General features: G+C 42.4%; 10 protein-coding genes. All 10 read left to right on the top strand.

Translation table 11 applies throughout. From position 1 onward, the window contains the following. Positions 1-105: 105 nt before the first annotated feature. Positions 106-3264: a SusC/RagA family TonB-linked outer membrane protein gene (locus tag FSB76_RS02280; RefSeq protein WP_147051985.1), complete on the top strand. Its 3159-nt coding sequence runs from the start codon at positions 106-108 to the stop codon at positions 3262-3264. Positions 3265-3277: 13 nt separating this feature from the next. Next, on the top strand, positions 3278-4789 hold the full coding sequence (locus FSB76_RS02275) for a SusD/RagB family nutrient-binding outer membrane lipoprotein (protein ID WP_147051984.1): 1512 nt from the start codon (positions 3278-3280) through the stop codon (positions 4787-4789). Positions 4790-5312: 523 nt separating this feature from the next. Then, positions 5313-6857, top strand: coding sequence for a carboxylesterase/lipase family protein (locus tag FSB76_RS02270; RefSeq protein ID WP_147051983.1), 1545 nt, complete (start codon positions 5313-5315; stop codon positions 6855-6857). Between the two features lie 588 nt (positions 6858-7445). Beyond that, positions 7446-9140 (top strand): cellulase family glycosylhydrolase, encoded by a 1695-nt coding sequence (locus tag FSB76_RS02265; RefSeq protein WP_147051982.1) that lies wholly within the window; start codon positions 7446-7448, stop codon positions 9138-9140. A gap of 368 nt (positions 9141-9508) precedes the next feature. Further along, positions 9509-13708 (top strand): hybrid sensor histidine kinase/response regulator transcription factor, encoded by a 4200-nt coding sequence (locus tag FSB76_RS02260; RefSeq protein WP_225976394.1) that lies wholly within the window; start codon positions 9509-9511, stop codon positions 13706-13708. A gap of 581 nt (positions 13709-14289) precedes the next feature. After that, a complete protein-coding gene (locus FSB76_RS02255; RefSeq protein WP_147051981.1) occupies positions 14290-17481 on the top strand; it encodes a SusC/RagA family TonB-linked outer membrane protein in 3192 nt (1063 codons plus the stop codon). Positions 17482-17512: 31 nt separating this feature from the next. Then, entirely contained in the window at positions 17513-19102 is a 1590-nt protein-coding gene (locus FSB76_RS02250) for a RagB/SusD family nutrient uptake outer membrane protein (protein WP_147051980.1), read from the top strand. Positions 19103-19125: 23 nt separating this feature from the next. After that, the gene (locus FSB76_RS02245; RefSeq protein WP_147051979.1) at positions 19126-20622 is read left to right on the top strand and encodes a glycan-binding surface protein; all 1497 of its coding nucleotides are present in this window, start codon (positions 19126-19128) and stop codon (positions 20620-20622) included. Between the two features lie 76 nt (positions 20623-20698). Next, positions 20699-22201, top strand: a complete 1503-nt coding sequence (locus FSB76_RS02240) for a cellulase family glycosylhydrolase (protein WP_147051978.1) — start codon at positions 20699-20701, stop codon at positions 22199-22201. Between the two features lie 223 nt (positions 22202-22424). Next, positions 22425-23789, top strand: a complete 1365-nt coding sequence (locus FSB76_RS02235) for a glycoside hydrolase family 5 protein (protein ID WP_147051977.1) — start codon at positions 22425-22427, stop codon at positions 23787-23789. Positions 23790-23951 lie beyond the last annotated feature (162 nt).

Here is a 23951-nt window from a genome sequence, read left to right as displayed (position 1 = left end):
AAATTAAAACGGCCTTTAAGTGCCGTCCGGAGAAGCTCTTTCGCAATTACCAATTTTGAGAAAGAGGTTAAATTAAGATTTGCCAATTGAATTAAACCTAAAATCATGGAAAAAAAAATCAAAGCATCTGGAATGATGCTGTCTATTACAATAAGTGTTCTTTTTACACTTATGATTACTACGGATGTATGGGCCGGAAATGTAGCCAAGGTCCTGATCAAGGCCGATGTGGGCGTACAAACAGTTACCGGCAAAGTGATCGATGAAAAAGGGCTGCCACTTGTTGGCGTCAGCGTTAGCGAAAAAGGAGCCAGAAACGGCGTTTTGACGGATGTAGACGGTAACTACCGGATACAGGTGTCTGCCAATAATGCGGTGTTAATATTCAGCTATGTGGGATACAGTCCCAAAACCGAGCCTCTGAACGGGCGTAGTACGCTAAATGTTACGCTGGAGCCAAGGGCAAACGCCCTAAGTGAGATAATAGTAACAGCATTAGGGATAAAGCGCGAGTCGAAGAAATTGGGCTATGCGGCAGAAAATGTGCGCGTGGGCGAAATAACGGCTAACCGTTCCACAAACTTTGTTAACTCGCTTGAGGGAAAGGTAGCAGGTTTAGACATATCGCCACCCGCAAGCGGGCCCGGCGGAAGTACCAAGATCCGGTTGCGCGGGCAGTCTGCTTTTCAGGGCGATAATGCGCCGTTGATTGTATTAAATGGCCTTCCTTTGTCGCAAAGTCCATCAAGCACCAACAGTTACACGCAGTCGGTAGATCTTGGCGATAATATGCAGCAGATAAACCCGGATGATATTGAGTCGATGACCATATTAAAAGGAGCCACAGCTGCCGCGCTTTACGGTTCAAGGGCAAGTAACGGTGCGATAATCATTACTACCAAAAACGGTAATAAAAATACAGGTATAGGTATTGAGTTTACCTCCAATTTTACTCAAAATCAGGCGCTTGATTTTACTGACTTTCAATATGAGTATGGGCAGGGAGAAAATAACGTACGGCCCAAAACCCAGGGTCAGGCACAAAGCTCAGGCGCATGGAGTTTTGGGGAAAAGTTTGACAACGCGCCTACCTACCAGTTTGATGGGGTACAACGCCCTTACGCGCCAGAAAAAAATCGTATAAGCAAATTCTTCAGGCGTGCCAACGCGTGGACTAATACCATCGCTTTTTCTGGCGGCAATGATAAAGGCAGCTTTAGATTCTCTTATTCGAACCAGGACGCGCAAGGTATAGTACCTAACAATGATTATCACAAAAAAATATTCAATCTGGGGCTGAATTATAATTTCACACCTAAACTATCTGCACAGATCTATATAAATTACGACCACGAGAATAATAACAACCCGCCGGTAATTGGTATTCAGGGCACATCGGTTACTAATTACATGTACCGTTATTCCAACTCGGTTAGTCTTGATGTATTAAAAGCAGCTGCGGTTGATGCCAACGGCAACGAAGCGCCAACTTCACGTTTTACTACCCTTACCAACCCATACTGGATAATGAACAAGCAATTTACAAGGCAACCTAAAGATCACCTTTTAGGTACGGCCAGCCTTCGTTATCAATTTTTTGATTGGCTTTACCTGCAGGGCCGTGTAAATATGGAATATAGCGCTTCGTTTTATGAACAAAATGTGCCAACCGGCACTTTGGCGAACGCTGCCGCGCCAGTAGGCCTTTATAACGGTAGTTATAACTCAAATGACAACACTTACCGTGCGTTAAATGCCGACTTTTTATTGGGAGGTGGCCACAAATGGGGAGATTTTTCTTTGGATGCCACTATAGGAGGAAATACTTTTCCTTCGTCGTCACGGGGATATACCGTTACAGCAACAAATTTTTATGTCAGGGATTTTTATACTCTTGGAAATGGCGCAACCACCACATCGGCTTACGCAATTTCAAAATCAACTGTAAACTCGCTTTATGGAACTGCCGAGTTTGGATATAAATCCTATTTATTTATAAATGTAACAGGCCGTAACGATTGGTTCTCGGTGTTAAGCCCCGAGCATAATCATTACTTTTATCCCTCCGTAAGCGGCAGTTTTGTTTTCTCGGAATTTTTAAAGAATTCGCCTTCGTGGCTCTCGTTTGGAAAGATCAGGGCAACTTATGCTAATGTGGGGAGTGCTAACGGCATTGGCCCTTACAGCAATTCGCTTACCTTCGCACTTTCTCAAAATACCTTTAACGGCTTTCCACTTGGAAGCATTAATAATACAACTACTCCAAACCAAAATATTAAACCTTACAGCGTAAAAGAGAAAGAAATTGGCCTGGAATTGCGAATGTTTAACAGCCGTGTGAATTTAGATGTAGCCGCATATGATAAGCACACCACAAACCAGATTTTAAGTGTTGCTATATCAAACGCATCGGGTTATACCGGCACCATTGTAAACCTTGGCGAGCTGCAAAACCGTGGTATGGAGTTCTTGCTGGAGTTGATACCCATCAAAAAAGAGAATTTTACCTGGCGTTCAGCGTTTAATACCGCCATAAACTCCTCAAAAGTATTGACACTGGCTAACGGTCAAAATCAACTTACACTGGGTGCAGGCGAATTCTTTGGTTCTATTGTTGATCAGGTTGGCCTTCCGTTAAACCAAATACAAGGCTCCACTTACCGTAGGGATGCCAGTGGTAACATTATTTTATCGGGCGGTAAACCAGTGGCAAGCACTTCTCCCAGGCTTTTTGGCAGTGCTTTGCCTAAAGCTACAGGTGGTTGGGTAAATACCTTTTCTTACAAGAAGTTTACCCTGATGGCCCATATTGATTATAAAACGGGTGGTAAAATATTGTCAAGTTCAAACCTTAATTTCCTCAGAGAAGGCTTATCAAAAGAGTCGCTGGTTGGCAGGGATGGTGGCGTTAAGTTCAACGGGGTGAATGCCGATGGTACGCCTAACACAACAGCAGTGAACGCCGAGGATTTTTATGCTAACTATCGTTCTCAAGGTATCATAGACCCATTTGTTTATAAGTCGGATTTCATCAAGCTAAGAAACGTTTCGCTGAGCTATGATTTTTCGAAGATGGTAAAGGCGAAATTCATAAAAGGGCTTGTGCTTTCTGCCGTATGCCACAACGTGCTTATCATCAAAAAATATACACCTAATATCGATCCGGAAGCAATATCATCAAGTGGCGATATTTTAACCGGGTACGAGCAAAGTTCACTGCCCACCACGCGGACTTATGGATTTAACCTTAACGTCAAATTTTAAAAAGAGTACGATTATGAAAAATTATATAAAAGTCATATTGTCTGCTGCCTGCCTGTGTTCTGTCGTAGGTTGCGATAAAGGGTTCAAAGAATTAAATGTTAACCCCAACAACACCACCAGTCTCGACCCAACGTTTTTGTTTTCCAATGCCGAGGTATTAACCTATTCATCATTAATGGAAACCGAAGCAACCGTTGTTCAACAGTTTATCGATCCTTTTGGCGGCGTTACCTCGGCGTTTAATTTCAACGTGTTAAATCAAACATATACGGTACTGCGGTGGAATAATGCTTACCCGAATAGTATAAAATTGCTGGAGCACATCTTGTCGGAAACCAAGGGCGATGCGTCCCGCTCCAACCTGTACAATGAGGCCAGGATATGGCGGGCCTATAATTATATGATGTTGGTAGATACTTACGGAGACGTGCCCTACAGCCAGGCGGGCCAAGCCTATCTGAGTTCGGCGTTCTTGCCTAAATATGACAAACAGCAGGATATCTATGCCGACTTGGTGAATGAACTTACCACAGCTACGGCGGCATTAGATGCTGCAAAAGATGTGGTTAAAGGCGATGTTTTTTTTGCCGGAAATATTCCGCAATGGAAACGCCTGGGCTACTCACTCTTATTGCGTATTGGGATGCGCTATTCTAAATTAGATGGCGGTAAGGCAAAAACAATTGTGCAGGCTGCTTTTACCGGTGGTGTAATGCAATCCAACGCCGATAATTGTTACCTGAAGTATAACAACGCATACCCCAACTTAGTTACGCAGCAAATTCAACAGCTAACCAATACATATTATCTTGCCGAGCCGTTTATTACGCAATTGAAATCAACCGGCGACCCAAGGCTTAAGTACATCTCGGCAATGTATGCCGACCCGGGAAAAGCATTATCCCTTGCGCCGGATACAGCGTCGGCCAATCAGTTTGGTTTGCCCATAGGTTATGATAGTGGTACGCTGCCAACAGCGCCGGGATTCCGTGGCGCGAGTGGTTCTGGTTTCAAATATTCGCAGGTAAACTATAGTGTATTTGGCAAAGTAACCGCGCCGCAATATTTTATAACATATGCCCAAACGCAATTACTATTGGCCGAGGCCGCTTTTAGGGGATATATAACCGGTACGGCAAGTACCTATTATAATAATGGTGTAAAAGCGGCGATGGATCAATTTGCCAGCTATGACGCTGTTGCTGTAATTAGCAGCGACGCCGAAAATGCGTATTTGAACAACCCGGTAAATGCGTATTCTGATGCCAATGCTTTGAAACAGATTAATACCCAGTATTGGATAACTTCATTTGGAAACGGTGCAGAATCCTGGGCCAATTTCCGAAGAAGTGGCTTCCCAGCGTTATCGCCAAATACGTATCCCGGCAAGCAAATAAAAGGGAGTTTTGTACGCAGGTACACTTACCCGCAAACAGAATCGTCCATTAACGCTGATAATTACAGGGCTGCGGTAGCGAGCATAGGCGCGGATGATTTGGATACGCCCATATTTTGGGACAAATAACCTGGTTAGTATGCTTTAATGCCCCGGTGCCGACTGGTTCCGGGCATTATCGTTTTTACAGGCTGGTATTACCATGAAGTTTAAAAATCCTTATTAATAGGGGGTAAGGATCGGGAGTGTTGATGTCCAAAAAATATTATAAAGTTTATCCGTCATCTCATCACAAAAAATTGGGCGTTCATATAAGTGAGTATAGCAATATTTTCAAACCTTACGGCGATGCTCACACTATCTTGAGTTTAGTTAGTTTGTTGATGAATAATTATCTTATTTATAGATTGTTATCATGGCTTGTACATGTAGTCTATCTTTTTGTTCATTTCTATCCCCTCCTTTTTTCAAGTAACCGTAGCTTCAACCCTTGAAATAACACTTTGATGCAGTGCGTTTGAAACGCTGATTTTGAACAATATTCCACCAATTACCAGTTAAACCGGCATCTATTTGTTTTTTGACTTAGCGAATAGCTGAGGCCCATTTTAATTTTAACTTAGTTTTGATAAGCCAATAATTATAAATTTTTATGAGATATCTGATTTTTATGCTTGCTTGTATGTTTGCTGCTCAATTTATGCAAGCTCAACCCGCTCCTGTTAAAGTAAAAGAGGGATTGGTACAAGGAACGTTTGAAAACGGTCTTACTATTTATAAAGGCATTCCTTTTGCAATGCCTCCCGTAGGAGACTTACGCTGGCGCGCTCCGCAGCCCGCTGCAAAATGGGACGGTGTTCGCCAGGCCGATAAATTTGCTCCGGAACCTATGCAGGGTGGCAATTCCGTGTCAGGAAAAAGTGAAGATTGCCTTTATCTGAACGTTTGGACACCTGCTAAATCGCCAACGGACAAAATACCTGTACTGGTGTGGATATACGGTGGTGCTTTTAACTTTGGCGGGACAGCCGAACCAGCTTATAACGGCGAGAAGCTGGCAAAAAAAGGAGTTGTACTGGTTAGCATAGCCTACAGGGTAGCACAGTTGGGATTTTTAGCACATCCCGAGCTTAGCGCCGAGAACCCCAATCATGTTTCGGGAAACTATGGTTTGTTGGATATGGTCGCCGGGTTGAAGTGGATAAGGGAAAACATCGCCGCTTTTGGTGGCGATCCCAATAAAGTTACAATTTTTGGCGAATCGGCAGGCGGTATAGCAGTAAGTATGTTATGTGCAAGCCCGTTGGCTAAAGGCCTTTTCCATGGTGCAATTTCGCAAAGCGGCGGTTCATTTGGGCCTACGCGTGCTACAACTTATCCTGGTGAAAATATGAAAAGCCTGTCTTATGCCGAAGCCGCAGGCGCAGCCTACGTTAAAGACGCCGGCTATACTTCAATTGTTGATTTGCGAAAGGTTGATGCGGATAAACTGCCCGCTGTACGCGGATTAGCCTGGCCCATTGTTGATGGCCGGGTAATACCGGGCGACCAATATAAGCGCTATGAAGAGGGAAAATATAACGACGTACCTGTCCTGGTAGGTTATAACTCCGATGAAGGTGCCAGTTTCTCGCCTCCAAAAACGCCGGAAGAATATATTGCCGCGGTAAAAGGCCGCTATGGTAAGTTTGCCGACGAACTTATTAAAGCTTATCCTGCCGGTACTGTTAACGTTGCAAAAACTGCCCGTGATTTGATGCGGGACGCAGCGTTTGGCTGGCATACCTGGAGTTGGGCAAGGTTACAGTCAAAGGGTAAGTCGAAGGTTTTTTATTATTATTTTGATCAGCACCCTAATTATCCGGAAGGTTCGCCCCGTGCCGGATATGGATCGCCTCATGCACAGGAAGTAGCTTATGTGTTTGGTACGCTGGATGCTTCAAATCCGCAAACCACTAAAACAGACCTCGATATTTCGGATGCGATGAGTACGTATTGGACAAATTTTGCAAAGTATGGCGACCCGAACGGGGTGGGAGAGCCTAAATGGCCCACTTTTAACGATGCTCATCCTGTTGTTATGTATTTTTCGCAAACCGCACATACCGGCCCTGTACCGGATGCCGAATCGTTAAAGGCGTTGGATGCCTATTTCAAGTGGAGGCGTTCGCCGGATGGGGAGATGGGGATTAAATAGCTTTAATTATAATCCAACATATGCTTTTCAGTACCGCAGGCATGGTTAATTTTTAACGATGCCTGTTTCCTGCCTCATTAACCACTTGATACAAGCTGTTAATGAGGCCTTGTTTGAATAAGAGCGTGTTCAAACTTATCAAGCTGTTTAATATTTAAGATCAATATTGAAAGGCTTATCAAAAGCATTAGCTTATTTTTGTATTTTTTTGAGGTTAAGATCACCAATAATTGCCCTTATGTTTTTTTGCAGTATTAAAATTATCACAATCAGGTACCTCACCATTACTGTTGCACAGAAAAATTCAACATTTTGAACATTTAGTGCCCTATTTATTCACTTTTGTATCCCTTCTTCCTTTCTGCACATCTATATTTTTGGTCAACCAATAAACAAACCAGAGAGCGTTCCGAAGTCGAGATATCCGTTTTTTTTTCGGCATCGAAGCAGGAGCGTTTTTATCGATCATGAATGTGGATGTATTCTATAATACTGGTTAGACAGTCTATAAAATTGCTATATCCACAATTGCCGATGAGTATTCCGTTTTTTTGGTCTTTTTTATAAGAAACCAATTTTACATTCAATATGAGAACACTCAACTATTTTTTCAGCATCGCCATCATCCTGGTGGCGTCGGGATGCCGCAAACAGGAAACTCCCAGCGCGGCCGTTATGCCGCTTGCTAAAACGAGTACCAAAACGTTAACCGCAACCAGTTATCCGAGTTACAACACCTCGCCCCTTGCACCTGATCAAACCGGGGTAACCAGTACAGCCGCCCAGCTTGCAGCAAAGTTTCAATTGGGCTGGAATATTGGTAATACACTCGAAGCAACAGGCAGCGAAACGGCCTGGGGTAACCCATTGGTAACCCAGGCACTTATTGATGAAGTTAAGAAAGCCGGTTTTACCGCAGTTCGTATCCCCTGCGATTGGGATCAGTATTCTAACCAAACCACGGGGCAAATTCAGCAATCATGGCTCAACAGGGTGCAGCAGGTTGTTCAATATTGCGTTAACGATGGCTTGTACGTGATATTGAACATACACTGGGACGGCGGATGGCTGGAGAACAATTGTACCACCAGCGCGCAGGCCGCCGTTAATGCCAAGCAAAAAGCCTTTTGGGAGCAGATAGCTACGCAAATGCGCGGCTTTGATGAGCATGTGATATTTGCCAGCGCAAATGAACCTGCTGTGTCGGATGCTACAGGGATGAGTGTTCTGCTGTCTTATCATCAAACGTTTGTTAACGCGGTAAGATCAACCGGGGGACATAACAGTTACAGGGTGCTGCTTGTTCAAGGGCCAAGCACTAATATTGACGGCACCAACAATTTAATGAATACACTCCCAACAGATCCGGCGAGCAACCGTTTAATGGTTGAAGTACATTATTATGATCCGGCTCAGTTTTGTTTTTTGACATCGGATGCAAGCTGGGGTAATATGTTCTATTATTGGGGCAGCGGCTATCATTCTACAACCGATGCTTCACGAAATGCTACCTGGGGTGAAGAGTCATATATGACTTCAGAACTTTCGTTGATGAAAACAAAGTTTGTTGATAAGGGCATTCCTGTTATGTTGGGAGAATATGCAGTAAACCGCAGATTAGGCCTTACCGGCGATGCGTTAAACCTGCAACTTGCAAGCAGGGGTTATTTTCTTAATTATTTTATCCACCAGGCATTACAATATGGATTAAAACCATTTTATTTTGATTCCGGCGGTACTGACTCAACCAACCCGGGCAGAATTATTAACAGGCAGAACAACAGCGTTTACGATCAGCAAGGGTTAGCCGCCATTATGCAAGGAGCGCAAAATAATACTTCTTCAACAATTCAGGTTGGACAGGTTTACCAGATTTACAGCAGGAACAGTTTCAAAGCACTGGAATTTGCGGGCTGGGGAACCGCTAATCAAACACAGGCCGACCAATGGGACTATTTAGCAGGTGCAAACCAGCAATTTAAAGTAGAAGATGCAGGAGGCGGCTACTATAGGTTAACACCTATGCATGCTACAGGAAAATGTTTGGAAATGTATGGCTTTGGCACCGGTAATGGTGGCCAGGTAGATTTGTGGGATTACAACGGCGGCGCAAATCAAAAATGGTCAATTCAGATAACCGACAACGGATATTATAAAATTACCAATGCAAACAGCGGAAAAGTATTGGATGTTTCGGGAGCTTCGCTCAATAACGGCGGTGCACTTGTCCAATGGACCTATTCCGGAGGCCGTAATCAGCAGTGGGGATTTGTGAAAATATAGCATACAAACCGACGAAAATCAATTTAAACGATTTGTTTAAAAATTGCGAATAGTATGGTTTAGAACATAGTTAAGATATCACAATAACTGTGATTTAGTTGAAGAAAGGCAGGTCAACGCGTCCGGGGTGCGATACGGGCGCGTTTTTAAGCTATCGCAGTATAGGCTGATTTGCTTAAAAATGACCGGTCAATGCGTCCGGGGTGAGATACGGACGCATTTTTTATTAAAATAAGCCAGGTTTTAACCTGTTAAGGTAACTTCGGTATCTTTGATTTTATTTGTAATAAATTGTCTGTTTAAGTAATATTAATATTACCTTAGTGTACTGACTTTTAAAATCATTTTTTTGATTTTGGGTCCCAATAATGATCTCTATTCGCCTAAAATATTACTATCTTCTTACCGTTACATTAATCTCGATATGTAACAATGTTTTTGGCCAAAGCAGTCAGCTCCGTTTCTCACACCTTGATATAGGGGATGGCCTATCGCACAACCAGGTAAATAGCATAATTAGAGATTCTGAAGGTTTTATGTGGTTCGGCACCGCATCAGGCCTCAACCGTTATGACGGTTATACCTTTAAAGTGTTTAAGCATGACGAAAACCGTAAGGGATCTATTAACGACGATATCGTAGTTAGAATTTTTGAAGGCCCTGATAAAAAACTATGGATAAATACCCGCAATGGTTTTTGTTTTTATGACCCCAAAACGGAGCAGTTTAGCAGTGACATGCAGCCGCTACTCCGTTCTTTAAAGCTTCCCGGTTATCCGAATGTCTTTAAAATAGTGAAAACCAGCCCTGCCGATTTTTGGTTTTTGGTTCCCGATTCTGGTATTTATAAATATAATACCTTAAGCAAGCGAACAAAACGCTATTACCACGATGTTAACTCTATTCCATCATTGTACTCAAGCTCTATTTCTGATATTACAACCGATACCCAAGGCAACGTATGGATTGTTTACAGTGAGGGCACGGTTGAAATGTTTGATGTTAAGCGTAACAAAATTAGCTACCATACGGATGTTTTTAATAAGGTGACCCATAATAAAAACGGAGCATATTCTTTAACAGTTGATGGCGATAATGAGTTGTGGTTTTATGAACCATACGTTGGGGCAGGGATATTTTACTACAAGCCTTCAACCAGTACTTTGCTGCATATTGACAAGGAATCGGCAGGAGCAAAGCTGAAAGTGAACGCCGTAACCAGTGTCATCCAGGTTGACGATGGCTTGATATGGATTGGCACCGATCATGGTGGCATAAATGTACTGGATAAAAAGAATTTTAAAATTACTTACCTGCTAAACCGGGAAGACGACCCCACATCGTTAAAACAAAATAGTGCAATGCTCTATAAGGACGTTTTAGGTATTGTGTGGGCGGGTACTTTAAAAAAGGGGGTAAGTTATTACCATAAAAACATCATCAGGTTTCCCCTCTACAGGCATTTTGCTTCAGATCCCGGCAGTTTAAGCTTTAACGATGTTTACAAATTTATTGAAGACAAACAGGGAAACCTGTGGATTGGCACCAATGGGGGAGGGCTGATTTATTTTAACCGCAAAACAGGCAAGTTTACCCAATATAAACACGATACGCGAAACGCGAATAGTTTAAGTAGTGATATTATTCTCGACCTATATCTTGACCATGATCAAAAATTGTGGATAGGTACCTATTTTGGCGGGCTTGACTGTTTTGATGGTACAAAATTTACTCATTACAAACACAATGATAAAGTAGCCACCAGTATTGCTGATGACAGGGTGTGGACCATTTTGGAAGACTCGTCGCACCGTTTTTGGATAGGGACATTTGCAGGCGGACTTGAAATTTTCGACCGGTCTAAAAAGGTATTCTATCACCCTTTTAAACAGAGCGATATCAGGTCGCCGATGATATCAGCCTTGTTTGAAGATAGGCGTGGCAATGTATGGACCGGAGGGTATTATGGTATCGACGTTATATTGAAAAATGGGAAAGGAGTAGTTCATTATAACTCAAATGGGAGTAATGGCAATAATTTAGTCTACAATGCCATAAACAATATTAATGAGGATAGTCGTGGTTTGATGTGGATAGCAACAGCAGGTGGGTTGAGTGTTTTTAATCCCAATACAAAAATTTTTACATCGCTCACAAAAAAAAATGGGCTCCCTGCAAATCCTATATCGAATACGCTGGAGGATAATAATGGAAGGGTATGGGTGAGTACCTCAAATGGGTTGAGCCGCATTACCTTAACACCAAAGGCAAATGGTTTTAATTTTCACCTCGAAAACTTTGACGAAACCGATGGCTTGCAGGGCCGTGAATTTAATTCGAATTCCGCTTTAAAAACACATAGGGGTGAATTGATATTCGGAGGTGTTGATGGCTTTAATATTTTTGACCCTAAGAGCTTAGAACCCAATAACAATAAGCCGCAATTAATATTTACCGATTTTCAATTATTTAATAAAAGTATATCAGCCAACGAGCCGGTTAATGGACATGTGGTGCTATCAAAATCTATATCGTTAACTCAAAGTATTATACTTAATCACAATGAAAATGTTTTCTCGATAGAATTTGCCGCCCTTGATTTTTTCAATCCCGGAAAAACAAAATATCAGTATACGTTGGAGGGATTTGACAAAGGGTGGGTAAATGCGGATAACAGAACACGAAAAGCTAATTATACTAATCTTGATGGGGGAGATTATGTACTTAAGGTACGGGCATCCAATTCGGAGGGCGTATGGAATCCGAATTACATTTGGTTAAGGATCAAAGTATTGCCACCATTCTGGAAATCAACTTTAGCTTATGTTGTTTACCTGGTGGTGTTCCTGGGTATACTGTTGCTTATCCGGCAAAGAGGTATACAAAAAATAAGAAGGCAGTTTGCCGTTGAAAAAGAAAAACAGGAGGCAAAATTACTAATAGAACAGGAGCGTCAGGAGGTTAAACGTATGCAGGAGCTCGACCAACTGAAAACAAAATTTTTGACCAACGTAAGCCACGAGTTCAGGACGCCGCTGTCATTAATCATGGCGCCTGTTGATAAAATGCTTACCCGGGCTGACCAGGAACAGAAACAACAGCTGAACATGGTAAGAAAAAATGCCAGGCGCCTATTAAATCTGGTAAATCAGCTGCTTGATTTTCGTAAGATGGAAGTTCAGGAGTTGAAGCTGCATAGCAAGCCCGGCGATATTGTGAAGTTTATCAGCGAAATAAGCATGTCATTTAAAGATATTGCCGAAGAAAAAGAGATTGATTTTGTATTTGACACTACGGTTAATTCCATGTTTACCAGTTTTGATCATGATAAGATAGAAAGGATACTGTTTAACCTGATATCAAATGCCTTTAAATTTACCCCGACTGGTGGTCAGGTAAGCGTTTTACTTAATGTGGATAAGCTGTGCGATAGTGATGTTTTTCTTGAAATAAAAGTGATCGACACCGGTATTGGCATTCCGCCTGAAAAACATAGTAAAATTTTCGAGCGTTTTTTTCAACATGACATTCCGCAGTCGATGATTAATCAAGGCAGCGGCATCGGCCTGGCTATTACACATGAGTTTGTGAAGATGCATGGAGGAGAAATAACAGTGGAAAGCGAACCGGATCATGGCAGCTGTTTTATTATTAAACTGCCGGTAATTATTTATGACGGGGCGGCAATGGAACTACCAGTTGAAGATGAAGTTGATATTGAAAGCCCTAACGACGTCATTAATTCTGAAAATAAAGCGGTATCCAAACAGCAGCATATAAATAAAATGCCGGTGGTTCTTTTAGTTGAGGATAACGATGATTTTCGTTTTTATCTGAAAGACAATTTAAAGGACATATTCTTTTTAATCGAAGCTTCGAACGGAAGAGAAGGCTGGCAAAAGGCGCTTTCGCAACATCCGGACATTATTGTTAGTGACATCAGCATGCCCGAAATGACCGGAATTGAACTTTGCAAAAAACTAAAAAATGATAAGCGTACGTCGCACATTCCCATTGTTTTGCTAACCGCATTGACTGGCGAGGCCGAACAGGTAAAGGGATTGGAAATTGGCGCGAATGATTACATGACAAAACCTTTTAATTTCGAAATACTCCTCTCAAAAATTAAAAACATCCTTACGCTGCGGGATACTTATAAACGTACATACAAAAAGCAAATGGATGTGCAATTGCAGGAAACGCCTTTACAAAACGAAGATGAGAAGCTGTTAAGGAATATAGTAGAATATATAGAACTTAATATTTTAAACGACAGTCTTTCGGTAGAAGAATTAAGCCGCAAAATGAACATGAGCCGCGGATCGCTTTATAGTAAGGTATTGATGCTTACCGGTAAGTCGCCTGTCGAATTTATTCGCTCTATCAGGCTTAAAAAAGCTGTGTATCTACTTGAGAACAGCCAGATGACAATTAGCCAGATTTGTTATGAAGTAGGGTTTAACACCCCCAAATATTTTACAAAACTATTTAAAGAGGAATATAATATGCTTCCCTCATATTATATCAGTTCTATTCGTCAAAAGAAACTGACCGAAACTGAAGAATAATAACACCCATATCATTATAACACAGTTAACCATTTACGTGTTTGGCTCTAAATATTAGTCAATCGTCCCCGAAATTCCGGGGTACAAATGTCTGCGGGATTTAAACTATAATACAAGTTTTTATAGTAATACGACGCATAATTGCTTGGTTTTTTGTTTGTAATTGGTTCATTTGTAAATAGTTGTGTTCGCTTGAACATTTGGTCTATATTTTTACCCAACTCTACCACCTCCCATTTTTTAAGTTATCATAGTTTCATCCTCCGGAATATAAGCTTAAGTAATGTATTTAAAGACGTTGCTTTTAAACAATGTTCCACCAATAACCAATAGGACCAGTAGTTAACTTTTTTTGAATTAGTAAACATGCGTCTGGCTGCACCTGAAGTTTTTAACTGATTGTTCGGGCAGCCGTTTCATGTAAAGAAACCAGCAACAAAATAGTTTCCGAAGGTTGTTTTTGAGTATTGGTATCCCAATAGGTACGATAACAAAATAATTATGAATGAGAGAAAAACCAATTAAGCACTAACCAAAAAGAACTATGAACCAATTATCAAACCTTAAAATCCTATTACCAGATGGATAAAAATTTACAAAAAAGAGTGAAATACCAAATTTCATTAATTATCACGGGCATATTGCTTTATTTTTCTGCCCAAGCACAAACCGTAAACATTACGGGTAAAATAACAAGCGCCGACGATGGCCAGCCAATACCAGGCGCAAGCATTAAAGTTAAGGGGACGAGCCTGGGGACTATATCAGGCATTGATGGTGGCTATACCATAGCAGCTGAGCCAGGCAAGGTGCTTGTTTTTAATTTTTTAGGTTTTGCGCCACGGGAAGTAGCTGTTAAACAAGCCGGTGTAATTAACGTAAGGCTTAATTCAACATCAAGCAACTTAAATGAGGTTGTTGTCATTGGTTATGCTAAGGCACGAAGAAAAGACGTTACAGGGGCTATAAGTTCAATATCGGGAACCGATTTACGCCAAACGCAACCAACTACTTTTGATCAGGCCTTGCAGGGTAAGGTTGCAGGGGTTGTGGTTCAACAAGTGTCGGGCCAGCCCGGTGGCGGTGTATCTATTCAAATACGTGGCGTGTCGTCAATAACCGGCTCCAATTCGCCTCTGTATGTGATAGATGGTATTATTATCCCCCCGGTTTCCGACCCCGGCAACGGTTCAAATCCATTAAATAGCATCAATCCTGCCGAAATTGAATCAATAGATGTATTGAAGGATGCTTCGGCAACAGCCATATACGGTTCGCAGGCAACCAATGGCGTAGTGGTTATCACTACAAAAAGGGGCAAAGCCGGCCCACCACGGATAACCTATGATTTTTATACCGGTTACCAGGAAATAGCCAAGCGGCTCCCCACAGTAAATTTGCCACAGCTTGCTACTTTTATTAATGCACGGGCCGTTGCCTGGGGCTTCGATGCCAGGCCCGAATTTGCCAATCCCCAATATTTAGGCCCTGGTACCGATTGGCAAAAAGAATTGTTCCGGAAAGCTCCGATGATGAATCACACGCTTACGGTAAGCGGCGGGGATGCCAGAACCCAATATTTACTATCAACCTCGTATTTTGACCAGGAAGGGATAGCCCTTGGATCTGATTTTAAAAGATACTCGTTAAGGCTGAATTTAGATAACAAAACCACTGATTGGCTAAAAATAGGGACCAGCCTTCAATTAGCGCATATTAATGAAAATGTAAATTCAACCGCCAGTAATGTAATTAGCACCGCACTAAGTATTACTCCCGATGTTCCGGTAAAAAACGGTGATGGTTCCTTTGGTGGTGTTACCGACCCCAACGGTTGGGTACAACCTGTTGCCAACCCGGTGGCATTAGCCCAAATTGTCAAAGACCTAAAAAGAAGGAATCAAATATTCGGAAATGTGTATGCCGAAGTACAATTTACTAAAGATCTGTCGCTGCGAAATGAGTTATCGGGTAATTTCGATTTTAATACGGAAGATAGGTTTTCACCAACTTATAGTTTTGGTAAGGGTACTGCCAGCCCTAACTTCGGTTCCTCTGCCGCTGGCCAAAATTTTTATATAGTAATACGCAATTTTTTAACTTATAGCCATAATTTCAATAAATTTCATGTTGATGCCTTAGCGGGGCATGAATCGCAGGAGAGTACTTTTGAAAATCTTGGCGGTGCGCGAAGGAATTTCCCTTCAAACAATGTGCAGGCCATTAATGCGGGTGATGCTACCACGGCCACAAACTCGGGCGATAATTCAAATTCAAACCCCACTGGCGGCTCTGCACAGGAATCCTATTTCGGCCGTGTCAATTTTTCATGGGATGATAAATATCTGCTAACCGGCAATTTACGAAACGATGGTTCCTCAAATTTTCCAGCTGGTAATCGTTGGGTTACTACCTATTCAGGTGGATTTGCCTGGAAAATTAATAACGAGACATTTTTGAAAAGCGTGAAGAGTATAAATGAATTGAAGTTGAGACTCGGTTATGGCCTTACCAACAATCAAGGCATACCGGGCAATACGTTTGTAACCCAACTTGCATCGGTGGCAAATGGTTTATCAGGTACAGCGCAGTTTCAAAACAATTTGGCAAATCCGTCTGTAAAGTGGGAAAAAACAGATTATTACAGTGCCGGGATCGACGGATCGTTCTGGAACGGGCGATTAGGTTTTTCATTAGACGTTTACGACCGCGAAACAAACGGCCTTTTATTACAGGTGCCACTTCCGGGATACACCGGTACTGTTGCGGGTTATGGGCCGGGATCTATGCAAGCGCCTTATGCCAATGTCGGCTCGCTAAGCAACAAAGGGTTTGACTTCCAAATCAACTCTACCAATATTACTTCTAAAAATTTTACTTGGAAAACTGCTTTTACCATATCGCGAAACAACAATAAAGTAACCTACTTAGGTGCAGGAGGAGACCAGGCCAACTTAAGCCAGAAATCTTATGTAATTAACGATATAATTGAAAAAACAACAGTGGGCCAGCCCATTGGCGAATTTTACGGCTATGTATTTGACGGGATTTTTGCAAAACCATCTGATTTTCAAAACCATGCCCGGCCTGCTGATCAAAGCGGTAACCCTTATCCAATTTCTCCAGCGGGCGGTGGTATTTGGTACGGCGACCGTATGTTCAAGGATTTGAACGGCGACGGTGTTATCGACTCAAAAGATCAAACCTTTTTGGGCTCCCCCATACCCAAATTCCAGTATGGTATCAATAATACATTTAACTACAAAAATTTTGATCTGAATATTTTCTTCAGCGGCAGTTATGGCAACAAGGTGTTCAATCAAATGGCTATACAGCAATCCGATCCGCAAAACCATACTACCTATTTTACATCGGTATTAAATTATGCAAAACTGGCTATGGTTGATCCTAACGGCTCTTCATCCGATGTTAACAATGTATATGTTACCAACCCGAATACAACAATTGTAGGCGTGAGAAATGACAATACCAACGGCAATAACCGTCCTAATAGTTTGATGATCGAGGATGGATCGTTCCTGAGGTGCAAAAATATCACCCTGGGTTACCGGTTGTCAGAAAGTCTACTATCCAAAATATCTGTGAGTTCTGTTAGGGTGTATGCCAATGTATCCAATGCATTTATCATTACAAAATATAAAGGCATGGATCCAGAGATAGGTTCGTGGAACCCGCTTCAGGCAGGTTGGGACAGCGGTTATTATCCGCAGCCAAGAGTATTTACTATTGGTGCAAACATAACCCTGAAATAATAAAACGATCACCGATTAAAAATATACGTTTATGAAATCAATTCACAAAATTATCATCATCCTGCTATGTGCAGCAGCAGTAGCCGGATGTAAAAAGAGTTTTTTGGACCGTCCGTCCAACTCGCAGATAAGTTCTCTTAATTTTTACAAAACCACCTCCGATTTACGCCTGGCTACGGCAAGTCTTTACGGTGGTTCGGAGTGGTGGCAATGGAACAATGGTGCCTGGTTACCGCTTGGCGACGTATTGAGCGGCACCGGCAGCTTTCAGTATAGTAACGATTTAGTACAGCTTTTTACACGCACTATTACCGCGCAAAATGGTCTGGTGACCAATGGCTGGGTTGGCTTGTACAATGTTATAGCGCAAAGCAATGGTGTTATCAATGCCATCCAGCAGCAGGCGTCTTCGTCAATTTCGGCAACAGACAAAAATGCGGCGATAGCTGAGGCAAAATTTATTCGTGCCGTTGCTTATTATCACCTGGCGGTGTATTGGGGAGCGGTGCCCATTGTTGAAGATAACAGCAAACTGATCAAAGATCCGCTGCTTAATCGTAATATCGTTTCAGATGTTTATAAATTCGTTGCTAAAGACTTAACCTTCGCAGCGCAAAACCTTCCAAAAACTGATGAAAAAGGCCGGGTAACTACCTGGTCGGCGCAGGGAATGCTGGGTAAAGTGTATTTAACCATGGCAGGTTTAGGCAAAAGTGGCAGCCGCGACCAGGCCCTGCTTGACAGTGCTAAAAAGTATGCGGGCAACGTATGTAAAAATAGCGGGTTAGACTTGCTTCCCAACTATGCCGACCTTTTCAAGGCGCAAAACAACGATAATCAGGAATCCTTATTTTCCCTTCAATGGGCTGCTGGTGTAGGCTATGGAAATGGCAACAATATGCAAACTTATTTTTCACCAAGCGCGGATATACTTCCTCAAAAGCAAGGTGGATGGCAACCCTTACAGCCAACCTATGATTTATACCGGATGTATTCTGCAAAGGATACGGTAAGGCGCAAGGCCACTATTATGCTCAACGGAGATTTTTATCCTGAATTGAATGCTGCCGGCGGTGGCTATAAGGCGACGGGTACGGGCCTTAAAAAGCACATTATTGGTAACGAGAAAGATAACAATTCGCCAACAATGGATACGTGGTCATCCATCGAACACAATGCAATTCTTAGATTGGCCGATGTGTATTTGGTATATGCCGAAGCTATTTTGGGCAATAATGCTACTACGAGCGATGGTGATGCGCTAACCTATTTTAATAAAGTGCGGGCAAGGGCCGGCGTGGATATTGTTACTGCGGTAACCCCTGCCTTGCTGCGTACGGAGAGAAGAGTTGAACTGGCTTTTGAAGGACAATATTGGATAGATCTGGTTAGGTATTCTTACTACGATCCGGCTAATGCTGTGAAGTTTCTTAATGATCAGGATGCCACTCACGGCCGCATTTCGTTTACTTATGACCCTGCAACGAAAACAGCAAAAAGGGACACCACTGCGCTGCCATCTACGCTGCCGGCAACTATCAGCTCATTCACGTTGCCAATTCCGTCATCAGAGTTGACCAGTGACCCTAAATTGGCACAACCACCAGTACCATATTATTAATCAAAAAATTAAAACATATTGTTATGAAAAAGAAATCATACTTACGCTTGTGTTTTTTGCCGTTTCTCTTGATGATAGCGGCCTTATTACCAGCTTGTAAAAAGAATGCAGATGGCGGTGGCGGTGCACCTCCTGTTATTGCCGCTATCAAGAGTTATGTAGCTTCGCCTAATGATACAGTTTTGCATAGCGCTGTGGCAAAAGGTCAGTGGGTAGTAATAACCGGGCAGAACTTGCAAAATGCAACTCAAATTTCTTTTGACGGAGTTCCTGCCTCTTTTAACACTGCTTTATTTGCCCCTGGCAGTGCTGTGGTACAGATACCGGCCATACAGTTTTCAACAATTGATACTACTAAACTGTACACAGTAAAGTATGCCACATTAGCAGGCTCTACAACGTTCTCGTTTAAATTAGGTCCGGCAGCGCCTACTATTACGGCTATATCTAATGTATTTGCCGCCCCGGGCGATTCCGTTCATCTTTTTGGCTCAAATTTAGTGTTGATTCAACGCTTTTTATATGGCGGAACCCAAATTTCATCATTTAAACCGAGTCTCGACGGAACTTCGCTTGGCTTTCTTATGCCGGCAACAACGCCCACTGATCAGGTATTAGTATCCACCAAGGCAGGTACAACGTCTTTTAAAATAGTGGCAACGCCAACAATTACCGGCATTTCCAACGAAAATGCCAACAAGGGCGATTCGGTGTTTGTTTATGGTACATACCTTAAAAACGTTCAATCGCTATCTTTCGCAGGTACGGCAATTACTTCCTTTAAAGAAACAAGTGATGGAAGTTCTGTTCGTTTTGTTTTGCCTGCGTTATCGAAAAGCGGGCCTGTATCTGTTACAACAAAATTTGGCGCGGCTACCACAGCATACAATGTGAACGATATAGCCACAGGAGCCATATCAAACTGGGAATGGAGCGGCGTCTTCAACTGGGCATGGTGGGGCGGAGCCAATCTTACCAGCGGCGATCCAAATTCGGGGTGGCCTCCTTACAATTCCGATTTTCCTGGTAATTCAAGCCTGTACATGGTGCTTAAAAACGGCGTTTTGGCTCCCTCAGAAGGCAATACCTTCTCCAGTTATGCAATACTCATGAACGGAACACAGTGGGTACCTACAGCTAATCTTAATGACCCTGTTGACAATTGGGCATTTAAATTCGAAGTAAATATTTCTAAACCCTGGAATGGTGGTACAATTGATATTTTGAGTGGGGTAAGTGGCAGCCCTATAGCCAGATGGGAGCCATGGCAAAAAACTACAGCAACCGCGGCATATACTACAAAAGGATGGATAACAGTAACTATTCCGCTGTCGTCATTCCGTAAAGCCGATCCTACGCTTGGAGATGGCAAAGGTGCCGCCATAACGCAAATTACCGATTTGGTTGGCCCATCTGGGAATAGCGCATGTACAGTGTATATACATAACTACGGTACTTCAGCAACAGCAACCGGCTTTTATGGTGCTTTTGATAACCTGAGGGTTGTAAAAATTAAATAAACAGGTTGAACTCCACAGCAACTTATTGCTGTGGAGTTTTAATAAAATAAAACATGATTTTTTATAAAAAACGAATATGAAGATAACAAAATTAAGGATGGCGTGTAAGATTGCGGGGATATTTATAGCAATTTGGGCTGTAGTTTCCTGTAAAAAAAACGAAACACCTCCGGCGCAGCTTACCCTTGGTAACATCACCGATACGATACCCGAAGGCGGCGGAACCGTTGCATTAAAATTTACCAGCAACGCCTCATGGAAGGTTGATACTGTAGGCATTGGATGGCTGCATTTAAACCAAACATCGGGTAATAGTGGCAACGTTGCCATTAATTTAACAGCGGCAGCAAATTCATCGGGCATGAGCCGCTCTGTGCTTTTAAACCTGAGTTCGACCAATGGGCAAAGCAGGCGGATTACCATAATGCAAAATGCTAAAATTTATCCATCCTATAATACATCGCCAAAAGCTCCGGATGCAACCGGCATGGGCAGCACAGCCAAACAGCTGGCGGCAAATATTAAAATGGGATACAATATTTATAACACCATGGAAGCTCCGGGCGGAGAAACCGGATGGGGAAATCCGCTAATTAGTCAGAAGCTAATTGATTTGGTAAAATCATCTGGCATGAATGCCGTACGCGTACCTATTCAGTATGAGTCGTCGCACGTCATCGATAAAAAAACTGCCAAAATTGACCCGGCATGGCTTGCCCGGGTAAAACAAGTGGTTCAATATTGCATTAATGATAACGTTTATGTAATGGTTGATATCCATTGGGACGGTGGCTGGCTTGATTGTACAGCAACAGGTGCTAAACAGGATTCTATTAACGCCAAGCAAAAAGCTTATTGGGAGCAAATTGCCACCACGTTGCGCGATTTTGACGAACATTTAATGTTTGCCAGCGCCAATGAACCTAATGCTACAGATATACCAACATCTAATGTATTGATGCGTTATCATCAAACGTTTATTAACGCGGTACGCAGTACCGGCGGTAAAAATAGCTATCGTACTTTAATTATTCAGTCTCCTTCAACATCAATCGATTTGGCTAACGAATACCTGAAGTCAAGTAACGTGTTTAAAACCGTGCAATTGCCTGCAGACCCTACACCAAACAAAATGATAATTGAGTTTCATTATTATACTCCGTCAAATTTTTGCATATTATCTGCCGACGCCAGCTGGGGGAAAGAAGCGTATTTCTGGGGAGCCGGCCTTCATACAAAAAATCCGCTGTTCCTTGACCGAAACTCCGGGCCCTGGTCAGAAGAACATTATGTAGATTCGTTATTCCACACTGCCAAAGTAAACTTTGTGGATAAGGGAATGCCAGTGATTATGGGCGAATACGGCACAGAATATCACGCCGATAAATTAAAAGGGTATCCGGCTGATTCGCTATTATCTGTAAATTCCCAGATGCATTTCTATCGTTATGTAACACAACAAGCCAAAACAAATGGGGTATTGCCGTTTTTATGGGCAAGTGATGTATTTAACCGTCAAACTAACACCATAGGAAACCAGCGTACACTGGATTCGCTGAAAAGAGGAGCCGGGCTTTAATTAAACAAGCAATTTATGTAAAAGCCACGTTCGATGAAAGAACTCACCGGACGTGGCTTTTACTGGATTATCGTCCTAACGTTATTTAAAATCAAATTTTTATCCACGGGAGATCAGGAGCCGAATGAAAGCCAGGAATTCTTTTAAAATCTTATTTTTTTTTATTACCGTCATATCTTTTTTCTCCTGTAAAACACCGAAAAAACAGGGCTCTGAACTAACAATGAATAATAGGCCATCTGCCACTTTTGCAATTGAAGGAGTGCTATCAAAGAATTTATACCATAGCCGTAATGCCGGGCGCGGCAACAGCTATCCTGCCTCCGGCCTGCAAACAGGCAAAACGTTTCGAAACCGTAGTGTCATCGTTAATTACGGAGCAAAATCAACGCAAAGTAGCGCAGTACCAAACTATCCCGGTATTTTGACGGTTAATTCGTATAAGCTACAGGAACAAAGAAATACGGCGGCCGGGACATTCACCATTTACCCTTCCTATAATAAATCGCCAAAGGCCCCGGACTCAGAAGGGATGAAATGTAATGCTGTTGAGCTTGCTGCTAAAATAAGGTTAGGATGGAACATCGGCAATACATTTGAAGCCCCCGGCGGCGAAACAGGCTGGGGTAGCCCTGTTATTACAGAAGATTATATAAAGCTTGTAAAACAGCAGGGGTTTAATGCCATTCGTATTCCATGCGCCTGGAGCTGGAAGCATTTAAGCAACCAGGCGACTGCACAAATAGACCCCAACTGGCTCAAAAGGGTAAAAGAAGTAGTGGGATATTGCGTAAAGAATGATATGTATGTCCTGCTCAATATTCACTGGGATGGAGGCTGGTTAGAGAATAATATTGAACAGACAAAACAGGAATCTGTCAACGCCAAACAAAAGGCACTTTGGGAGCAAATAGCGACAACTATGCGCGATTTTGACGAACACCTGATGTTTGCCAGCGCCAATGAGCCGAACACAGACAATGCCGAAAAAATGGCAGTACTTGCTACCTATCATCAAACCTTTATTAACGCGGTTCGATCAACCGGCGGAAAGAATAGTTACCGGGTATTAGTGGTGCAAGGCCCTTCAACAGATATTGACAAAACGTATGACCTGATGAATACTCTTCCCCGGGACCAGGCGACCGCACGGATAATGGTTGAGGTGCATTACTACTCTCCATTTCAATTCTGCCTGTTGGACGGCGATGCAGACTGGGGCAAAATGTTTTATTACTGGGGCGCAGGACATCATTCTACTAAAGAGCCCAACCGCAATGCCATCCTGGGTGAAGAGGGGGATGTTATTGCTTCTTTCAACAAAATGAAAACAAAATTCGCCGACAAAGGAATTCCTGTATTATTAGGTGAGTATGGGGCTTACAGGCGTAATAACGGCAAACATGTTCCTTTAGATCTGGCAACACACAATGATGCGGTGGATTATTGGCTAACTTATATTACAAAGCAGGCGAAAGCCAACGGTATGCTGCCATTTTTCTGGGACACGGGTGGTGCTTTGGACAAACAAAATTATTCGGTAAAGGATCAACGTACAATTGTGGCACTTAACGCAGGCGCCAACTAAAATTATACCCAAAAAAGTGGTAGTAACATTTAAAATGATACCACACAACGCTGCGATATCACGAATTAAAATAAGATACCGGCAGCATTAAAACCGATGTTTTACCGGTTTACAACAGGTGAAATATTGATAATACTAAAAGAAAATTTATTGTAAAACAAT

The sequence above is a fragment of the Mucilaginibacter ginsenosidivorax genome (assembly GCF_007971525.1).
GTDB lineage: Bacteria > Bacteroidota > Bacteroidia > Sphingobacteriales > Sphingobacteriaceae > Mucilaginibacter > Mucilaginibacter ginsenosidivorax.
This window is presented reverse-complemented; position numbering and strand designations above follow the sequence as displayed.

Bases quoted from the DNA above. Each gene is read 5' to 3' on its own strand.
- FSB76_RS02270 (WP_147051983.1), top strand. From the start codon at position 5,313: ATGAGATATCTGATTTTTATGCTTGCTTGTATGTTTGCTGCTCAATTT.
- FSB76_RS02235 (WP_147051977.1), top strand. From the start codon at position 22,425: ATGAATAATAGGCCATCTGCCACTTTTGCAATTGAAGGAGTGCTATCA.
- FSB76_RS02265 (WP_147051982.1), top strand. From the start codon at position 7,446: ATGAGAACACTCAACTATTTTTTCAGCATCGCCATCATCCTGGTGGCG.
- FSB76_RS02275 (WP_147051984.1), top strand. From the start codon at position 3,278: ATGAAAAATTATATAAAAGTCATATTGTCTGCTGCCTGCCTGTGTTCT.
- FSB76_RS02240 (WP_147051978.1), top strand. From the start codon at position 20,699: ATGAAGATAACAAAATTAAGGATGGCGTGTAAGATTGCGGGGATATTT.
- FSB76_RS02245 (WP_147051979.1), top strand. From the start codon at position 19,126: ATGAAAAAGAAATCATACTTACGCTTGTGTTTTTTGCCGTTTCTCTTG.
- FSB76_RS02280 (WP_147051985.1), top strand. From the start codon at position 106: ATGGAAAAAAAAATCAAAGCATCTGGAATGATGCTGTCTATTACAATA.
- FSB76_RS02255 (WP_147051981.1), top strand. From the start codon at position 14,290: ATGGATAAAAATTTACAAAAAAGAGTGAAATACCAAATTTCATTAATT.
- FSB76_RS02250 (WP_147051980.1), top strand. From the start codon at position 17,513: ATGAAATCAATTCACAAAATTATCATCATCCTGCTATGTGCAGCAGCA.
- FSB76_RS02260 (WP_225976394.1), top strand. From the start codon at position 9,509: ATGATCTCTATTCGCCTAAAATATTACTATCTTCTTACCGTTACATTA.